This is a genomic window from Kitasatospora sp. NPDC057198, from assembly GCF_042670125.1.
GTDB lineage: Bacteria > Actinomycetota > Actinomycetes > Streptomycetales > Streptomycetaceae > Kitasatospora.
Genome location: NZ_JBHUWH010000203.1, coordinates 1 through 13,158, shown reverse-complemented (window position 1 = coordinate 13,158; position 13,158 = coordinate 1). Strand labels below are relative to the sequence as shown.

General features: G+C 73.7%; 15 protein-coding genes and 1 tRNA gene. 6 read left to right on the top strand and 10 right to left on the bottom strand.

Annotated elements, in window-relative coordinates:
* The coding region (locus ACFUEL_RS22240) for a hypothetical protein (RefSeq protein ID WP_380238261.1) at nucleotides 1-200 on the top strand (200 nt) is incomplete at its 5' end.
* A gap of 35 nt (nucleotides 201-235) precedes the next feature.
* Here ACFUEL_RS22240 and ACFUEL_RS22235 read toward each other — a convergent pair.
* The gene (locus ACFUEL_RS22235) at nucleotides 236-952 is read right to left on the bottom strand and encodes an SDR family oxidoreductase (protein WP_380238259.1); all 717 of its coding nucleotides are present in this window, start codon (nucleotides 950-952) and stop codon (nucleotides 236-238) included.
* Nucleotides 953-1,088: 136 nt separating this feature from the next.
* Between ACFUEL_RS22235 and ACFUEL_RS22230 the strand changes: the two genes are divergently transcribed.
* On the top strand, nucleotides 1,089-2,069 hold the full coding sequence (locus ACFUEL_RS22230; RefSeq protein WP_380238257.1) for a helix-turn-helix transcriptional regulator: 981 nt from the start codon (nucleotides 1,089-1,091) through the stop codon (nucleotides 2,067-2,069).
* A 22-nt stretch (nucleotides 2,070-2,091) separates the two neighbouring features.
* Here ACFUEL_RS22230 and ACFUEL_RS22225 read toward each other — a convergent pair whose 3' ends face one another.
* The gene (locus ACFUEL_RS22225) at nucleotides 2,092-2,304 is read right to left on the bottom strand and encodes a hypothetical protein (protein WP_380238255.1); all 213 of its coding nucleotides are present in this window, start codon (nucleotides 2,302-2,304) and stop codon (nucleotides 2,092-2,094) included.
* Between the two features lie 34 nt (nucleotides 2,305-2,338).
* A tRNA-Thr gene (locus ACFUEL_RS22220) sits at nucleotides 2,339-2,412 on the bottom strand.
* A gap of 299 nt (nucleotides 2,413-2,711) precedes the next feature.
* Here ACFUEL_RS22220 and ACFUEL_RS22215 point away from each other — a divergent pair.
* The 3 genes from ACFUEL_RS22215 to ACFUEL_RS22205 all read left to right on the top strand — a co-directional run bounded on the left by ACFUEL_RS22215 (nucleotide 2,712) and on the right by ACFUEL_RS22205 (nucleotide 5,319).
* Nucleotides 2,712-3,809, top strand: coding sequence for an ABC transporter ATP-binding protein (locus ACFUEL_RS22215; protein ID WP_380238253.1), 1,098 nt, complete (start codon nucleotides 2,712-2,714; stop codon nucleotides 3,807-3,809).
* 207 nt (nucleotides 3,810-4,016) lie between these two features.
* Nucleotides 4,017-4,454, top strand: coding sequence for a hypothetical protein (locus tag ACFUEL_RS22210; RefSeq protein ID WP_380238251.1), 438 nt, complete (start codon nucleotides 4,017-4,019; stop codon nucleotides 4,452-4,454).
* Between the two features lie 115 nt (nucleotides 4,455-4,569).
* Entirely contained in the window at nucleotides 4,570-5,319 is a 750-nt protein-coding gene (locus ACFUEL_RS22205) for an NDP-sugar synthase (RefSeq protein ID WP_380238249.1), read from the top strand.
* Nucleotides 5,320-5,392: 73 nt separating this feature from the next.
* Here ACFUEL_RS22205 and ACFUEL_RS22200 read toward each other — a convergent pair whose 3' ends face one another.
* The 7 genes from ACFUEL_RS22200 to ACFUEL_RS22170 all read right to left on the bottom strand — a co-directional run bounded on the left by ACFUEL_RS22200 (nucleotide 5,393) and on the right by ACFUEL_RS22170 (nucleotide 12,095).
* Entirely contained in the window at nucleotides 5,393-6,937 is a 1,545-nt protein-coding gene (locus ACFUEL_RS22200; protein WP_380238248.1) for a DoxX family protein, read from the bottom strand.
* 216 nt (nucleotides 6,938-7,153) lie between these two features.
* A complete protein-coding gene (gene rlmB / locus ACFUEL_RS22195) occupies nucleotides 7,154-8,146 on the bottom strand; it encodes a 23S rRNA (guanosine(2251)-2'-O)-methyltransferase RlmB (protein WP_380238247.1) in 993 nt (330 codons plus the stop codon).
* Between the two features lie 92 nt (nucleotides 8,147-8,238).
* Nucleotides 8,239-9,633 carry a cysteine--tRNA ligase gene (gene cysS / locus ACFUEL_RS22190; RefSeq protein ID WP_380238246.1) on the bottom strand — a complete coding sequence of 465 codons (1,395 nt, stop codon included), beginning with the start codon at nucleotides 9,631-9,633 and terminating at the stop codon, nucleotides 8,239-8,241.
* Between the two features lie 66 nt (nucleotides 9,634-9,699).
* Nucleotides 9,700-10,095 carry a PPOX class F420-dependent oxidoreductase gene (locus ACFUEL_RS22185; protein ID WP_380238245.1) on the bottom strand — a complete coding sequence of 132 codons (396 nt, stop codon included), beginning with the start codon at nucleotides 10,093-10,095 and terminating at the stop codon, nucleotides 9,700-9,702.
* A 44-nt stretch (nucleotides 10,096-10,139) separates the two neighbouring features.
* Nucleotides 10,140-10,637: a 2-C-methyl-D-erythritol 2,4-cyclodiphosphate synthase gene (gene ispF / locus ACFUEL_RS22180; RefSeq protein WP_380238244.1), complete on the bottom strand. Its 498-nt coding sequence runs from the start codon at nucleotides 10,635-10,637 to the stop codon at nucleotides 10,140-10,142.
* Nucleotides 10,627-11,388 (bottom strand): 2-C-methyl-D-erythritol 4-phosphate cytidylyltransferase, encoded by a 762-nt coding sequence (gene ispD, locus ACFUEL_RS22175; protein WP_380238263.1) that lies wholly within the window; start codon nucleotides 11,386-11,388, stop codon nucleotides 10,627-10,629. The genes ispF and ispD overlap by 11 nt, the downstream gene beginning before the upstream one ends.
* A 224-nt stretch (nucleotides 11,389-11,612) precedes the next feature.
* Entirely contained in the window at nucleotides 11,613-12,095 is a 483-nt protein-coding gene (locus ACFUEL_RS22170; RefSeq protein ID WP_014136563.1) for a CarD family transcriptional regulator, read from the bottom strand.
* 374 nt (nucleotides 12,096-12,469) lie between these two features.
* On the opposite strand from ACFUEL_RS22170, the gene ACFUEL_RS22165 reads away from it, so the two are divergent.
* Complete coding sequence (locus tag ACFUEL_RS22165; RefSeq protein WP_380238243.1) at nucleotides 12,470-13,153, top strand: DUF461 domain-containing protein; 684 nt, start codon at nucleotides 12,470-12,472, stop codon at nucleotides 13,151-13,153.
* The last annotated feature ends 5 nt before the right edge of the window (nucleotides 13,154-13,158 follow it).

The following is a 13,158-nucleotide window of genomic DNA, read 5'->3' as shown; positions in this document are numbered from 1 at the left end:
TCCGCGACCTGCTCGGACGCGCCACGACCCGGCGGGACAACCTCGACACCGCCAAGATCCAGCACACCCACGGGCTGATCCTGCTCGACCTCGGCCGCGCCGCCGAGGCCCGCGCCGTCTGGAGTTCCGCGCTGACCGAACTGGGCTCCGCCGACCACAAGATCGTCGCCGAGCTGCGCGGACTGCTCGCGACGGGCTGAGCCCCGAGCACCGAGGGCCGGGGCGGCGCCGCCGGTCAGAGCAGCGCGCCGCCGTCGACGTGCAGCAGGGCGCCGTTGACGAAGCTGTTCTCCAGCAGGTGCAGCACGGACGCGGCGATGTCCTCCGGCTGCCCGATCCGGCCCACCGGCGTGTCGGCGGCCGTCGCGGTGAAGAACGCGGCCCGGTCCTCCGCCGGGAGGAAGTCCCACAGCGGGGTGTCGACCAGGCCGGCCACCAGGACGTTGACCCGGACCGGGGCCAGTTCCAGGGCCAGCGAGCGGCCCATCGCGCCGATGCCGACGTTGGCGGCCGCGGTGACGCTCATCCCGGCGAACGGCTTGTAGCCGCCCGCACCGGCCAGCAGCACGATCGAGCCGTCCGCGGCGAGCCCCGGGTGCGCGTGCCGCACCGCCAGCAGCTGGCCGACGATCTTGGTGTCCAGGCAGGCCCGGACCGCGTCCGCGCCGACCTCCCGGACGGAGCCGTTGGCCATCTCCCCCGGGCACACCACCAGGTGGTCCAGCTCCCCGGCCGCGGCGAACAGCGCACGCACGCTCTCCTCGTCCGTCACGTCCACCGGGTGGGTGGCGACGCCGAGTTCGGCGGCGACCGCGGCGAGCCTGCGCTCCGAGCGGGACGCCACGGTCACCCGCGCGCCGGCCGCGCGGGCCCCGGCCGCCACCGCCCGGCCGATGCCGGAGCTGCCTCCCACCACCACGACATGACGATCCACCAGTTCCTTGCCGGACATGCGCCCTCCCAGGGTCCTTCACCGATCGGCGCTCCAACTGCGCCTGACCCCAATCTCGTTCGGCCGGGCGGTGGCGAAAAGATGGGCACTTATCCTGGGTTCCGGACCACCAGGCACCGACCGACGGGGAGTTCCGATGAGCGGATCGCCGCAGCGCCAGCAGGAGTTGGCGGCGTTCCTGCGCAGCCGGCGGGAGCGGCGCACGCCGGAGGCCGCGGGGCTGCCGAACACCGGTCGGCGGCGGACGCCGGGGCTGCGCCGGGAGGAGCTGGCGGCCCTGGCCGGGGTCAGCGCCTCCTGGTACACCTGGCTGGAGCAGGGCCGCCGGATCCGGGTCTCCCGGCAGGTCCTGGCCGGGCTGTCGGGCGCGCTGGGGCTGGACCGGGTGGAGCGCGCCCACCTCTTCCGGCTCGCCGACGAGGCGCCGCCGGGGGCCCTGGACGAGGAGACGCCGGTCCCGGGGGCCCTGGACGAGGGGGCGCCCGGCCCGGGGGCGCCGGCCGGTCCGCTGCCCGCCAACTACCGCCTGCTGCTGGAGCAGTTGGACCCGAACCCGGCGTTCATGACCGGCCCGCGCTTCGACGTGCTGGGCTGGAACCGGGGCCAGCAGGCGCTGTTCGGCGGCTTCGAGCAGGTGCCGCCCGCCGACCGCAACGTGCTGTGGCTGATGTTCACGTCCCCCGGGCTGCGGGCCCTGCACGAGGACTGGGAGCAGGAGGCGGCCCACACCGTCGCCCTGTTCCGCTCCCAGGCGGGCGACCGGCTGCTGCGGCCCGAGTACGCCGCGCTGGTCGCCCGGCTGCGGGAGGCCAGCGACGAGTTCCGCGCGCTGTGGGAGCGGCACGACCTGGCCGGCTACACCCCGCGCAGCCGGACCTTCGTCCACCCCCGGTACGGCCGGCTGACCCTCGACTACGTCAAGATGCACGCCGCCGACGGGGCGCCCACCCTGGTCGCCCACCTGCTGCCGCCCGGTTCGGCGGTGGCCGCCGCGATCGAACGGCAGGTCGCCGCCGAGCGGGCCGCCGAGGCGCGGGCGGCCGGAACGCGGGACGCCGGGACGCGGGACGCCGGGACGCGGGCCGCCGGGACGCGGGCCGCCGCCGGGGCGCCGTGAGGGGCCGTCGGCCGCGGGCGGTTCAGAGCGGCCGGTAGTGCTCGTGGCGCTCCCCCGGAGGCAGGGCCCGGGTCAGCAGGACGTAGGCCGGGCCGTACGGGGTGTCCGCCCACCAGGTCTCCCACTGGTCGAGTTCGTGCGCGAGGTAGCGCCGCAGCAGGTGGTGGAACTGCTCGGCCTCGGCATCGGTCAGCGGGCCGTCCGGCGGCCGCGCTCCGGTGTCGGGGGTTTCCATGCCCGGCACGGTAGCGCGGCGCGGCCCCGGTGGGAGCCCCCTGTCGGGTTCGAACCGACGACCCCCTGTTTACAAGACAGGTGCTCTGGCCAACTGAGCTAAGGAGGCGCGGTGGCCGTCCGCGGGATCCACGGCGGCACCAGTGGGCAGTGTACCGGGCAGGGGCGCACGGATGCGGGTGGTTGCGGGGGCGCGGGCGGGGCCGGGGCGGGGGGAGTGTGACCGGATCGATGCGAACTCGGGGGCGGCAGAGGGCTGACAAAACGATGAACTGCCAGGTAGCGTCACGGGGAACCGTGCTCGACGCCAGTGGTCAGGACCAGTCCCCGGGCGGTCGAGGCGGTGGGAAACATCCACCTTTACTCGGATCGTCCGGCACGTTCCTGCCGGTGAAGGAGCGAAGCACCATGGCTTCTGTGACGTACGACAAGGCCACCCGTGTGTACCCGGGTGCCGACAAGCCCTCCGTCGACCAGCTCGACCTGGAGATCGCGGACGGCGAGTTCCTCGTCCTGGTCGGCCCCTCCGGCTGTGGCAAGTCGACCTCGCTGCGCATGCTGGCCGGCCTGGAGGACGTGAACGAGGGCGCCATCCGCATCGGCGACCGCGACGTCACCCACCTGCCGCCGAAGGACCGGGACATCGCGATGGTGTTCCAGAACTACGCGCTGTACCCGCACATGACCGTCGCCGAGAACATGGGCTTCGCCCTGAAGATCGCCGGCGTCAACAAGGCCGAGATCCGCACCAAGGTCGAAGAGGCCGCCAAGATCCTCGACCTGACCCAGTACCTGGACCGCAAGCCGAAGGCGCTCTCCGGCGGTCAGCGCCAGCGCGTCGCGATGGGCCGCGCGATCGTCCGCCAGCCGCAGGTCTTCCTGATGGACGAGCCGCTGTCGAACCTGGACGCCAAGCTCCGCGTGTCCACCCGTACCCAGATCGCCTCGCTCCAGCGCCGCCTGGGCATCACCACGGTCTACGTCACCCACGACCAGACCGAGGCCATGACCATGGGTGACCGCGTCGCGGTCCTCAAGGACGGCATCCTGCAGCAGGTCGACGCCCCGCGCGCCATGTACGACCGTCCGGGCAACCTGTTCGTGGCCGGCTTCATCGGCTCCCCGGCGATGAACCTGATCGAGGTTCCGCTGGTCGACGGCGGCGTCAAGTTCGGCGGCTCGGTCATCAACATCGCCCGCGAGGACCTGGCCAAGGCCGGCAGCGCGAAGACCGTCGTGGTCGGCATCCGTCCCGAGCACTTCCAGGTCGTCCCGGCCGGCGGCCTCGAGGGCGTCGCGGTCACCGTCAACGTGGTCGAGGAGCTCGGCGCCGACGGCTACGTCTACGGCACCACCCAGGTCTCCGGCAAGGACAAGGAGATCGTGGTCCGCGTGCACAGCCGCGAGATCCCGCAGCGCGGCGAGACCATCCACGTCGTGCCGGTCGGCAACGAGCCGCACGTCTTCACCGTCGAGGACGAGGGCGGCGTGCGCCTGAGCCGCTGACCCCGGCTCCGGAGGGGCGCCGCACCTGACGGCGGCGCCCGTCCCCCGCTTCTTCCACGGAACCCCCTGCCCACGGCGGTCGGCAGGGGGTTCCGGCGTTCTCCGGGTACGTCCCGTCAACCCGGTGGCGGTACAAAACGGGACACCCGTCACTCGATGGGGTAACGGGACGCGCTCGTCCCGCCACGCACCGCTACTCTCCTGTGCGTGAAACAGCTCGTGCGCCGCATCGCCCAGACCGTTGCCCTCACCCTGCCGGTGATCCTGGTGACCACCGGCACGCTCGCCGTCACCCGCGTCCCGTGGGCCCCGCCGACCGGGCTGGACCAGCAGGTGGTCGCGGCCTCCAGCGGCGACGGCGCCATCGGCCGCTCCTCCACCGTGCCCAGCACCGAGGGCATGGCCCCGCAGGACGCCCTCCGGGTGGACCTGATGGAGGAGTTGAAGAACCACAACCCGGGGACGGCGCTCGACCTGCTGGAGCGCACCATGCGCGAGAAGCCCTCGCTGACCCCGTACTGCAGCCAGCTGGCCGGCGAGCTCGGCCGCGCCGCGGTGAAGAAGTACCAGGGCGACGTGCAGCGCGCCCGCTCCTTCGCCCGCCCGGTCTGCGACGGCTCGTTCGCCGCCGGCGTGGTCAACTGACCCACCCGGCGCGGCCGGTGGGCGCTCCCCCGCCCCGCGGACGCCCCCGCGGCCGCCCGTCGACACGCCGCACGGGCCCGCCCCCGGCCGGGACGGGCCCGTTATCGTGGCGCGCATGACAGCAGACACCGGCACCGCCCCGGGCGCCGCCGCACCCGCCGTCACCCAGGCGGTGATCCTGGCGGGCGGGCAGGGCTCCCGACTGCGCCCCTACACCGACGACCGGCCCAAGCCGCTGGTGGAGATCCCCGGCACCGGCCGTCCGATCATCGGGCACCAGCTGGAGTGGCTGGCCGCCGAGGGCGTCACCGACGTGGTGATCTCCTGCGGCCACCTGGCCGAGGTGCTGCGGCAGTGGCTGGAGCGGACCGAACTGCCGCTGCGCGTCCGCACCGTGGTGGAGGCCGAACCGCTGGGCCGCGGCGGCGGGTTGAAGTACGCGTCGGCCGCCCTGCCGCGCCCCGCCGAGCCCTGGTACGCCACCAACGGCGACATCTGGACCAGGTTCAGCCTGCGCGAGATGGCCGCCTTCCACCACGAGCGCGCCGCCGCGGCCACCCTGGCGCTGGCCCGCCCGCGGATCCCGTGGGGCGCGGTGGAGACCGACCGGTTCGGCAACGTGCTGGACTTCGTCGAGGCCCCGCCGTCCCCGTTCCTGATCAACGCCGGCCTGTACGTCTTCGCGCCGGGCTTCCGCGAGCTGCTCCCCGAGGTCGGCGACCACGAGCGGACCACCTTCCCGCAGCTGGCCCGCGACCGCCGGCTGGCCGGGTACCAGCTGCCGCAGGGCTGCTACTGGCGGGCCATCGACACCGCCAAGGACCTCACCGAGGCCGCCGAGGAGCTGGCCGCGTACCGCGGCTGACCCCGCCGGGCCCGGAAGAACCGTAGGGCCCCTCCCCGGGCGGGGGAGGGGCCCTACGGCGTTGCGGGGGCCGTCAGGCGGTGCCGGCGGCCCGCTGCGGGCTCATGCCGAGCTCCAGCAGCGGCGGGCCGCTGCCCAGCAGCCCGCCGATCACGCCGTGCGTGGGCTGCGCGGTGCGCGGGGTGCCCGCGGGGGCGCCGCCGCTGCCGGTGCCCCCGGCCGAGCCGCCGTTGCCGCTGTCGGAGCCGGTGCCGGAGGTGCCGGCGCCGGCGCCGCCGGAGCGCGCGGTCGGCGTGGACCCGCCGGCCGTGCCCCCGTTCGACTGCTTGGACTTGGTGCCGCTGCGGCTGGGCGACGGCGAGGCCGGGGCCTTGCTCGGGCTCGCCGAGCGCGACGGCGTGGGCGACGGCGAGGGGGTGGGCGTCGGCGACGGGCTGTTGCTCGGCCAGACCGGGGAGCCGTAGTCCGTGGGCGGCTTGGCCGGCGCCTTGGTGTCGCCGGTGCGGACCGCCGCGCCGAGCAGCGAGCCGGACAGCATGGTCAGGCCGACCACCACGGCGGTGACCACGCCGCGCCGGCGCAGCATCCGCCGCCGGACGGCGCCGGGCTCGGTGGGCCCGTGCCGCCGGAACGCCTCCAGGGCGATCCGGCCGTCCAGCGAGGCGAACGGGGCTCCGGCGATCAGCAGCGGGCTCCAGGCCGCGAGGAAGATCAGGTCGGGGGTGTCGTAGACCGGCACCGCCTTCCAGCTCACGGTGAACAGCAGCGCCGCGGACAGCGCCATCGCGGTGCCGGCCGCGAGCCGCTGCCACAGGCCCAGGATGGACAGCACGCCGACCACGATCTCCAGGAAGGAGACCGCGAGCCCGGCGCCGACCGGGTGGGCCATCGCGAAGTCCAGCAGCGGCTGGGCGACCTTCCACGGGTGCAGCGAGGACAGCCAGCGCATCATCGAGCCGCGCTCGCCGCCGTCGAAGTACACCGGGTCGCACAGCTTGCTGAACCCGGCGTACACCGACAGCGAGCCGAGCAGGACGCGCAGCGGCAGCAGCACCAGGCCGAGGTCGACCCGGCGGCCGGGGTACCAGGCGTGCTTGGAGCCCTCGCTGAGCGACGGCACCTCGGGCAGCTCGCCCTCGGGCTGCCAGCTGCGGCCGGCCCCGATCCGGACGGATTCGTCCAGCAGGTCGGGGACGCCGACGTGCGGGGTCTCCCCGGCCGCCGGGCCGTCGGGCCCGTACTGCCGCGGGACGCCCTGCAACTGCTGGGTGTCGTCGTCGGCGTAGCCCTTGGCGGGCGCGGGCACGGTGGTCAGCCGGACGGCTTCCAGCAGCTGGGTCGCGGCGGTGTCGCCGGGCCCGGCCTGGCCGCTCCAGGCGGTGACCACCCGGGCCTTGCGGCGGGGGGCCGTGCCGGTGACCGAGGCGGCGGTGATCCCGGCCAGCGCGGGCACCGACGAGGCGGGCACCACGATCTGCGGGGTGACGCCGCCGCGCAGGCCGTACGGGTCTCCGAAGGCGGCACCGGCGGGGGCGTCGATCATCGGGGCGACCGGGGCGGAGAGCCTGATCCGGAAGCTGGCCTGGGTGCTGCTGAGCCTGGACGGGTCGGACGGCACCCGGACCGTGTTGAGGACCGGTCCGTCGTCTATCCCCGCGGGGCGCTGCCCGAGGCGCAGAGGTGTTCTGGTGTCCACACCCCTCTAACCGGGTGACGGGCCCCGAGGACACTCTCGCGGGTGGATTCCGGGAGGGGATTTGAAGTGATCATGGGAAAACCGATCGGGCCCGACCGGACCCGACCGGTTCCCCCACGAAAACGACCCGCCGGGCCGTCAGCGCTTGGCGCGCAGCCGGGCGGCCTCGTACAGCACCACGCCGGCCGCCACACCGGCGTTCAGCGACTCGGTCCGGCCGGGCATCGGGATCCGCACCCGCAGGTCGCAGGTCTCCGACACCAGCCGGGACAGGCCCTTGCCCTCGGAGCCGGCCACGATCACCACGGGGCCGGTCAGCGCCTCCAGGTCGCCGATCTCGGCCTCGCCGTCGGCGGCCAGGCCGACCACCATCAGGCCGGCCTTCTGGTACGCCTCCAGCGCGCGGGTCAGGTTGGTGGCGCGCGCCACGGGCAGCCGCGCCGCCGCGCCGGAGGAGGTCTTCCAGGCGCCGGCGGTCATGCCGGCCGCCCGGCGCTCCGGGATCACCACGCCGTGCGCGCCGAACGCGGCGGCCGAGCGGACGACCGCGCCGAGGTTGCGGGAGTCGGTGACGCCGTCCAGCGCGACAATCAGCGCGTCCTGCCCCGAGTCGGCGGCGCCGTCCAGCAGGTCGTCCGGGTGCGCGTACTCGTACGGCGGGACCTGCAGCACCAGGCCCTGGTGGTTGAGGCCGCCGGTCATCTGGTCCAGCTGCGGGCGCGGGGCCTCCATCAGCGGGACGCCGCGCTCGTTGGCCGCCTGGAAGGCGTCCCGGACGCGGTCGTCGGTGTCGATGAACTGCTGCACGTACAGCGCGGTCGCCGGGACGCCGCCCTGGAGTGCCTCGACCACCGAGTTGCGGCCCACCACCAGCTCGGCCGCGCCCGCGCCGCCGCGGCCGCTGCGTGAACCGGCGCCGGAGCGGCGCATGCCCGCGCGGGACTTGGCGTCGCGCTCGCGCTTGAGCGCGGCGTTGGCGGCGCGCTGCTTGGGGTGCCCCTTGCGGGCCTCGCCGGGCGGGGTCGGGCCCTTGCCCTGGAGCGCCTTCCGGCTGTGGCCGCCGGTACCGACACTCGCGCCCTTCTTCGATCCGGCGTTGCGTCGGTTCCTGCGCTGGCTGTTGCCGGCCATGGCTGTACTTCCTGTCTCTGCGTCTGCTGCGTGCGTCGGGGCCGCACCCCTACAAAGGTACGGCCCCGGCGCGCCCCGGGGGGCTACTGGTCCTACTGGTTGATCGTCCAGCGCGGGCCGGACGGGGTGTCCTCGATCGCCAGCCCGGCCGCGCCGAGCCGGTCGCGGATCGCGTCGGCGGTCGCGAAGTCCTTGCGGGCGCGGGCGGCCTGGCGCTGGTCGAGGACCAGCCCGACCAGCGAGTCGACCACGCCGGTCAGCTCCTGGCCGCGCTCGCCGCCGGCGGCCCACTGCTCGTCCAGCGGGTCGAGGCCGAGCACGCCGAGCATCGCCCGGACCTCGGCGAGCCGGGCCGCGGTCGACTCCTTGTCGTCCGCGCCGAGCGCGCTGTTGCCCTGCCGGACGGCGGTGTGCACCACGGCGAGCGCCTGCGGGACGCCCAGGTCGTCGTCCATCGCCTCGGCGAAGGCCGGCGGCACCTCGGGCGCCGCGTCGACCGGGCCGCAGCGCTCCACGGCCCGCTCGATGAAGCCCTCGATCCGGTTGAACCCGGTCTCGGCCTCGCGCAGCGACTCCTCGCTGTACTCGATCATCGAGCGGTAGTGCGGGCCGGCCAGGTAGTAGCGCAGCACGATCGGGCGCCAGCGCTTGACCATCTCGGAGACCAGCACCGAGTTGCCCAGCGACTTGGACATCTTCTCGCCGGCCAGCGTCACCCAGGCGTTGTGCACCCAGAAGTTGGCGAACTCGTCGCCGAACGCCCGGGACTGGGCGATCTCGTTCTCGTGGTGCGGGAAGATCAGGTCGAGCCCGCCGCCGTGGACGTCGAAGGCGCGGCCGAGGTACTTGTGCGCCATCGCCGAGCACTCCAGGTGCCAGCCCGGACGGCCGCGGCCCCAGGGCGTCTCCCAGCTCGGCTCGCCGGGCTTGACGGCCTTCCACAGCGCGAAGTCGCGCGCGTCCCGCTTGCCGGTCTCGTTGTCGGCGGAGGGCTGCCGCAGGTTCTCCAACTCCTGGTTGGAGAGCGCCAGGTACTCCGGGAAGGTGGTGACCGCGAAGTACACGTTCCCGTCGGCGGCGTACGCGTGGCCGCGCTCGATCAGGCCGCGCATCATCTCGATCATCTCCGGCACGTGCCCGGTGGCGCGCGGCTCGGCGCTCGGCGGCAGGCAGCCGAGGGCGGTGTAACCCTCGTTGAAGGCGCGCTCGTTGGCGTACGCGATCTTCCACCAGTCGGTGGACTGCTTGCGCCCCTTGTCGATCACCTTGTCGTCGATGTCGGTGACGTTGCGGACGAAGGTGACGTCGTAGCCGCGGTAGCGGAACCACCGCTGCATCACGTCGAAGTTCAGGCCGGAGCGGATGTGCCCGATGTGCGGCGGTGCCTGGACCGTGGCACCGCACAGGTAGATCGAGACACAGCCCGGCACCAGCGGGACGAAGTCGCGTACCTGGCGGGTCATGGTGTCGTACAGGCGAAGGCTCACAGCGACCAGGGTAGTGGGCGGCGGGGGGTGCCCCGCCACCTTCCGAGCCCTTTGGCGCGCCCCCGTTCAGCCGATGTTGCCGACGATCTTGCGCGGGCTGAGCCGGACCACCACCCGGACGTCGTCCGGCCCGTCGAAGCCGTAGTCCTCGCCCCGGTACTTGTGGGACAGCTCGTCGATCAGCTCCCGGCCGCCCTCGGTGGTCATCGAGACCGTGCCGCGCGCCTCGAAGTAGGTGTACGGGTCGTCCGCCGGGTTGACCAGCAGGCTGATCCGCGGGTCGCGCGCCAGGTTGAGGTGCTTGCGGCGGCCCTGCACGGTGGAGAACAGGATGTCGTTCCCGTCCCGCTTCACCCACACCACGGAGGACTGCGGGCTGCCGTCGGGCTGCACCGTGGACACCACCGCGTAGCTCTTCGCCTCCAGCAGTTCCCTGACCTTCGTGCCGAGTTCGACGCCCATGCCGCCTCCTGTGCCCGGTTCTTGACGTTTTGTCAGAACTCAGGCTAGGCGGTGGGCCGTTCGTAGACCAGCGCCGTGGCGATCGCGGCGAGTCCCTCCGCCCGGCCGGTCAGGCCGAGGCCGTCGGTGGTGGTGCCGGAGACCGAGACCGGGGCGCCGACCGCCGCCGACAGCGCGGCCTGGGCCTCGGCCCGGCGCTTGCCGACCTTCGGGCGGACGCCGATCACCTGGACGGCGACGTTGCCGATCTCGAAGCCGGCCTCCCGGACCAGCCGGGCGGCCTCGGCCAGCAGCGCCACCCCGGCCGCGCCCGCCCACTCGGGGCGGGAGGTGCCGAAGTGCGCGCCGAGGTCGCCGATCCCGGCGGCGGAGAACAGCGCGTCGCAGGCGGCGTGCGCGGCCACGTCGGCGTCCGAGTGGCCGGCCAGGCCGGTCTCGCCGGGCCAGTCCAGGCCGGCCACCCGCAGCGGGCGGCCCTCCTCGAAGGCGTGCACGTCGGTGCCGACGCCGACGCGGGGGACGATCGGGCGGTCAGTAGCCATCGGTGGCCCTCCGGCGGGCGAGCACGGCCTCGGCGAGCACGAGGTCCAGCGGGCGGGTGACCTTGAACGCCTCCTCGTGGCCGGGCACCACGACCACCCGGCCGCCGAAGCGCTCGATCAGCCCGGCGTCGTCGGTCACCTCGGCGCCCTCGGCGAGCGCCCTCTCGTGCGCGGCGACCAGACCGGGCAGGTCGAAGCCCTGCGGGGTCTGCACGGCGCGCAGGGTGGAGCGGTCGGGCGTGTCCAGCACCGGCTCCGGGCCGGACGGCTGCGGCTCGACCCGCTTGACGGTGTCGGCCAGCGGCACCGCGGGCACCACCGCCCCGGCCCCGGCGCGGACGGCGGCGGCCACCGCGTCCACCACCTCGACCGGCACCAGCGGGCGGGCCGCGTCGTGCACCAGCACCACCCGGGTGCCCGCGGGGACGGCGGCCAGGCCCAGGCGCACCGACTCCTGCCGGCTGGCGCCGCCGGGCACCACCCGGACGTCCTTGCCGTCCAGGCCGTGGCTGTCCAGCAGCGAGACCACCTCGGCCACGCCGTCCGGCGGGGCGCACACCACCACCAGGCCCACCGCCCGGCTGCGGGCCAGCGCCCGGACGGCGTGCACCAGCAGCGGCACGCCGCCGAGTTCGCGCAGCGCCTTGGGGGCGCCGGGGCCGAGTCGCTCGCCGCGCCCGGCGGCCGGGACGACCGCTGCCGCGAGCTGTGCTGAGGCGTTCAGGTTTGGCTCCTCGGTAGTGATGGGTATGGCCCGTGCCGAGCGCGGATGTCGCGAGCGGGCAGGCCCCCTTCCTGACTGCACGTTAGTGGAACCGCGCCCGCCGTTCCGCCATGCCACCGACCCCTTCCGGGCATGGCGAAGCGCCCGAGGTGCCGTTCGGGCACCACCGGGCGCTGCGTCACACCTGGCTCAACCCCCTTGCCGGGGTTGGAAGATCAGGAATGGACCGACTCCGCACCGAGCGGGTCGGTTCAGGAGGCGAGGACCTCGTCGAGCAGCGTCTCGGCCTTGTCCTCGTTGGTGTTCTCGGCGAGCGCGAGCTCGCTCACCAGGATCTGCCGGGCCTTGGCCAGCATCCGCTTCTCACCGGCGGACAGGCCGCGCTCGCGCTCGCGGCGCCACAGGTCGCGGACGACCTCTGCGACCTTGATCACGTCGCCGGACGCGAGCTTCTCGAGGTTCGCCTTGTACCGGCGAGACCAGTTGGTGGGCTCTTCGGTGTACGGTGCCCGGAGCACCTCGAAGACGCGGTCCAGGCCCTCCTGGCCCACCACGTCGCGGACGCCGACGAACTCGGCGTTCTCCGCGGGAACGCGAAGCGTCAGATCTCCCTGCTGCACCTTCAGCACCAGGTAGGTCTTGTCCACACCTTTGATCTGGCGAGTTTCGATGGCCTCGATCAGCGCAGCCCCGTGATGGGGGTAGACCACCGTGTCGCCAACCTTGAACGTCATGTGACAGGACCCCTTCCGTGGCTTTCCAGAATAACACGCTTTTCGGCTGACTCGAAGGGCGTTTTCGCAGGTCAGGGCGGGTTCCAGGGCTTGACAACCACCCCCGTCGCATGCTGCGACCGGTGTTCGACCCGGGCTTCCCGCAGGTCGGAGGCGGTCTGACCGCGCGACGAAACCTCTGGTCACGACTCCGAAACCATGATTGGATCTTGAGTTTTTGCCCCCGACGCGCCGGACGCCCCAGATCGTGATCGGACCGCGACACGGGGCCACCCCGTGAGAGCCGGATATATGTGGTCGGTAGTCTGGCCCTCGACCACCGACCGTGATCCGTTTTCCACTGGATCGTCCCCCACCAAGGAGAAGTCGCCGCCGTGAGCCGGAGCCTTCGACGCGGCGCTGCAGCCGCCATCGTCCTCGCCGCGATCGTCCCGCTGGCCGCCTGCGCCGCGGGCAACGACGCGAGCACGCTGGAGATCAAGCCGGACAACGCGGCGACGGCGATCGGCACCGACGTCAAGCTCAACAACATCGTCGTGGTCACCCCGAAGGGCACCGCCGGCGCGTACTCGGGCGCCGCGAACCTCACGGTCAACATCGCCAACACCGGCACCGCGGACGAGGTGCTGACCTCGCTGAAGATCGACGACGCCGCCGCCAAGCTGACCGACGAGAGCGGCGCCGCCGTCTCCGACATCACGCTCAAGCCCGGCCAGTCGGTGCTGATCGGCGCCGAGGGCGGCCCGACCGCCTCGATCCCGAGCTCGGACCTGTCGGTCGGCGGCTACGCCAAGACCACCTTCACCTTCAAGAACGCCGGCGAGGTCTCCGCCAACGCCAACGTGCAGCCCGCCGTCGGCGTGTACGAGGGCTTCGGCCCGAAGGCGGCCGCGCCGTCCCCGGCCGCCAGCGCCTCCCCGTCCGCCGAGGCCACCGCCTCCGGCTCGGCCTCCCCCGCCGCGAGCGGTTCGCCGTCGGCCGGCGCCACCGGCTCGGCCTCCCCCGGTGCCACCGCGAGCGGCTCCGCCAGCCCGTCGGGCTCGGCCTCGGCCCAGTAGGCGAC

Coding starts and splice junctions, on each gene's coding strand:
- ACFUEL_RS22205 (WP_380238249.1), top strand. CDS start 4,570: ATGACAGCAGACACCGGCACCGCCCCGGGCGCCGCCGCACCCGCCGTC.
- ACFUEL_RS22230 (WP_380238257.1), top strand. CDS start 1,089: ATGAGCGGATCGCCGCAGCGCCAGCAGGAGTTGGCGGCGTTCCTGCGC.
- rlmB (WP_380238247.1), bottom strand. CDS start 8,146: ATGGCCGGCAACAGCCAGCGCAGGAACCGACGCAACGCCGGATCGAAG.
- ACFUEL_RS22170 (WP_014136563.1), bottom strand. CDS start 12,095: ATGACGTTCAAGGTTGGCGACACGGTGGTCTACCCCCATCACGGGGCT.
- ACFUEL_RS22235 (WP_380238259.1), bottom strand. CDS start 952: ATGTCCGGCAAGGAACTGGTGGATCGTCATGTCGTGGTGGTGGGAGGC.
- ACFUEL_RS22185 (WP_380238245.1), bottom strand. CDS start 10,095: ATGGGCGTCGAACTCGGCACGAAGGTCAGGGAACTGCTGGAGGCGAAG.
- ispF (WP_380238244.1), bottom strand. CDS start 10,637: ATGGCTACTGACCGCCCGATCGTCCCCCGCGTCGGCGTCGGCACCGAC.
- ACFUEL_RS22215 (WP_380238253.1), top strand. CDS start 2,712: ATGGCTTCTGTGACGTACGACAAGGCCACCCGTGTGTACCCGGGTGCC.
- ACFUEL_RS22225 (WP_380238255.1), bottom strand. CDS start 2,304: ATGGAAACCCCCGACACCGGAGCGCGGCCGCCGGACGGCCCGCTGACC.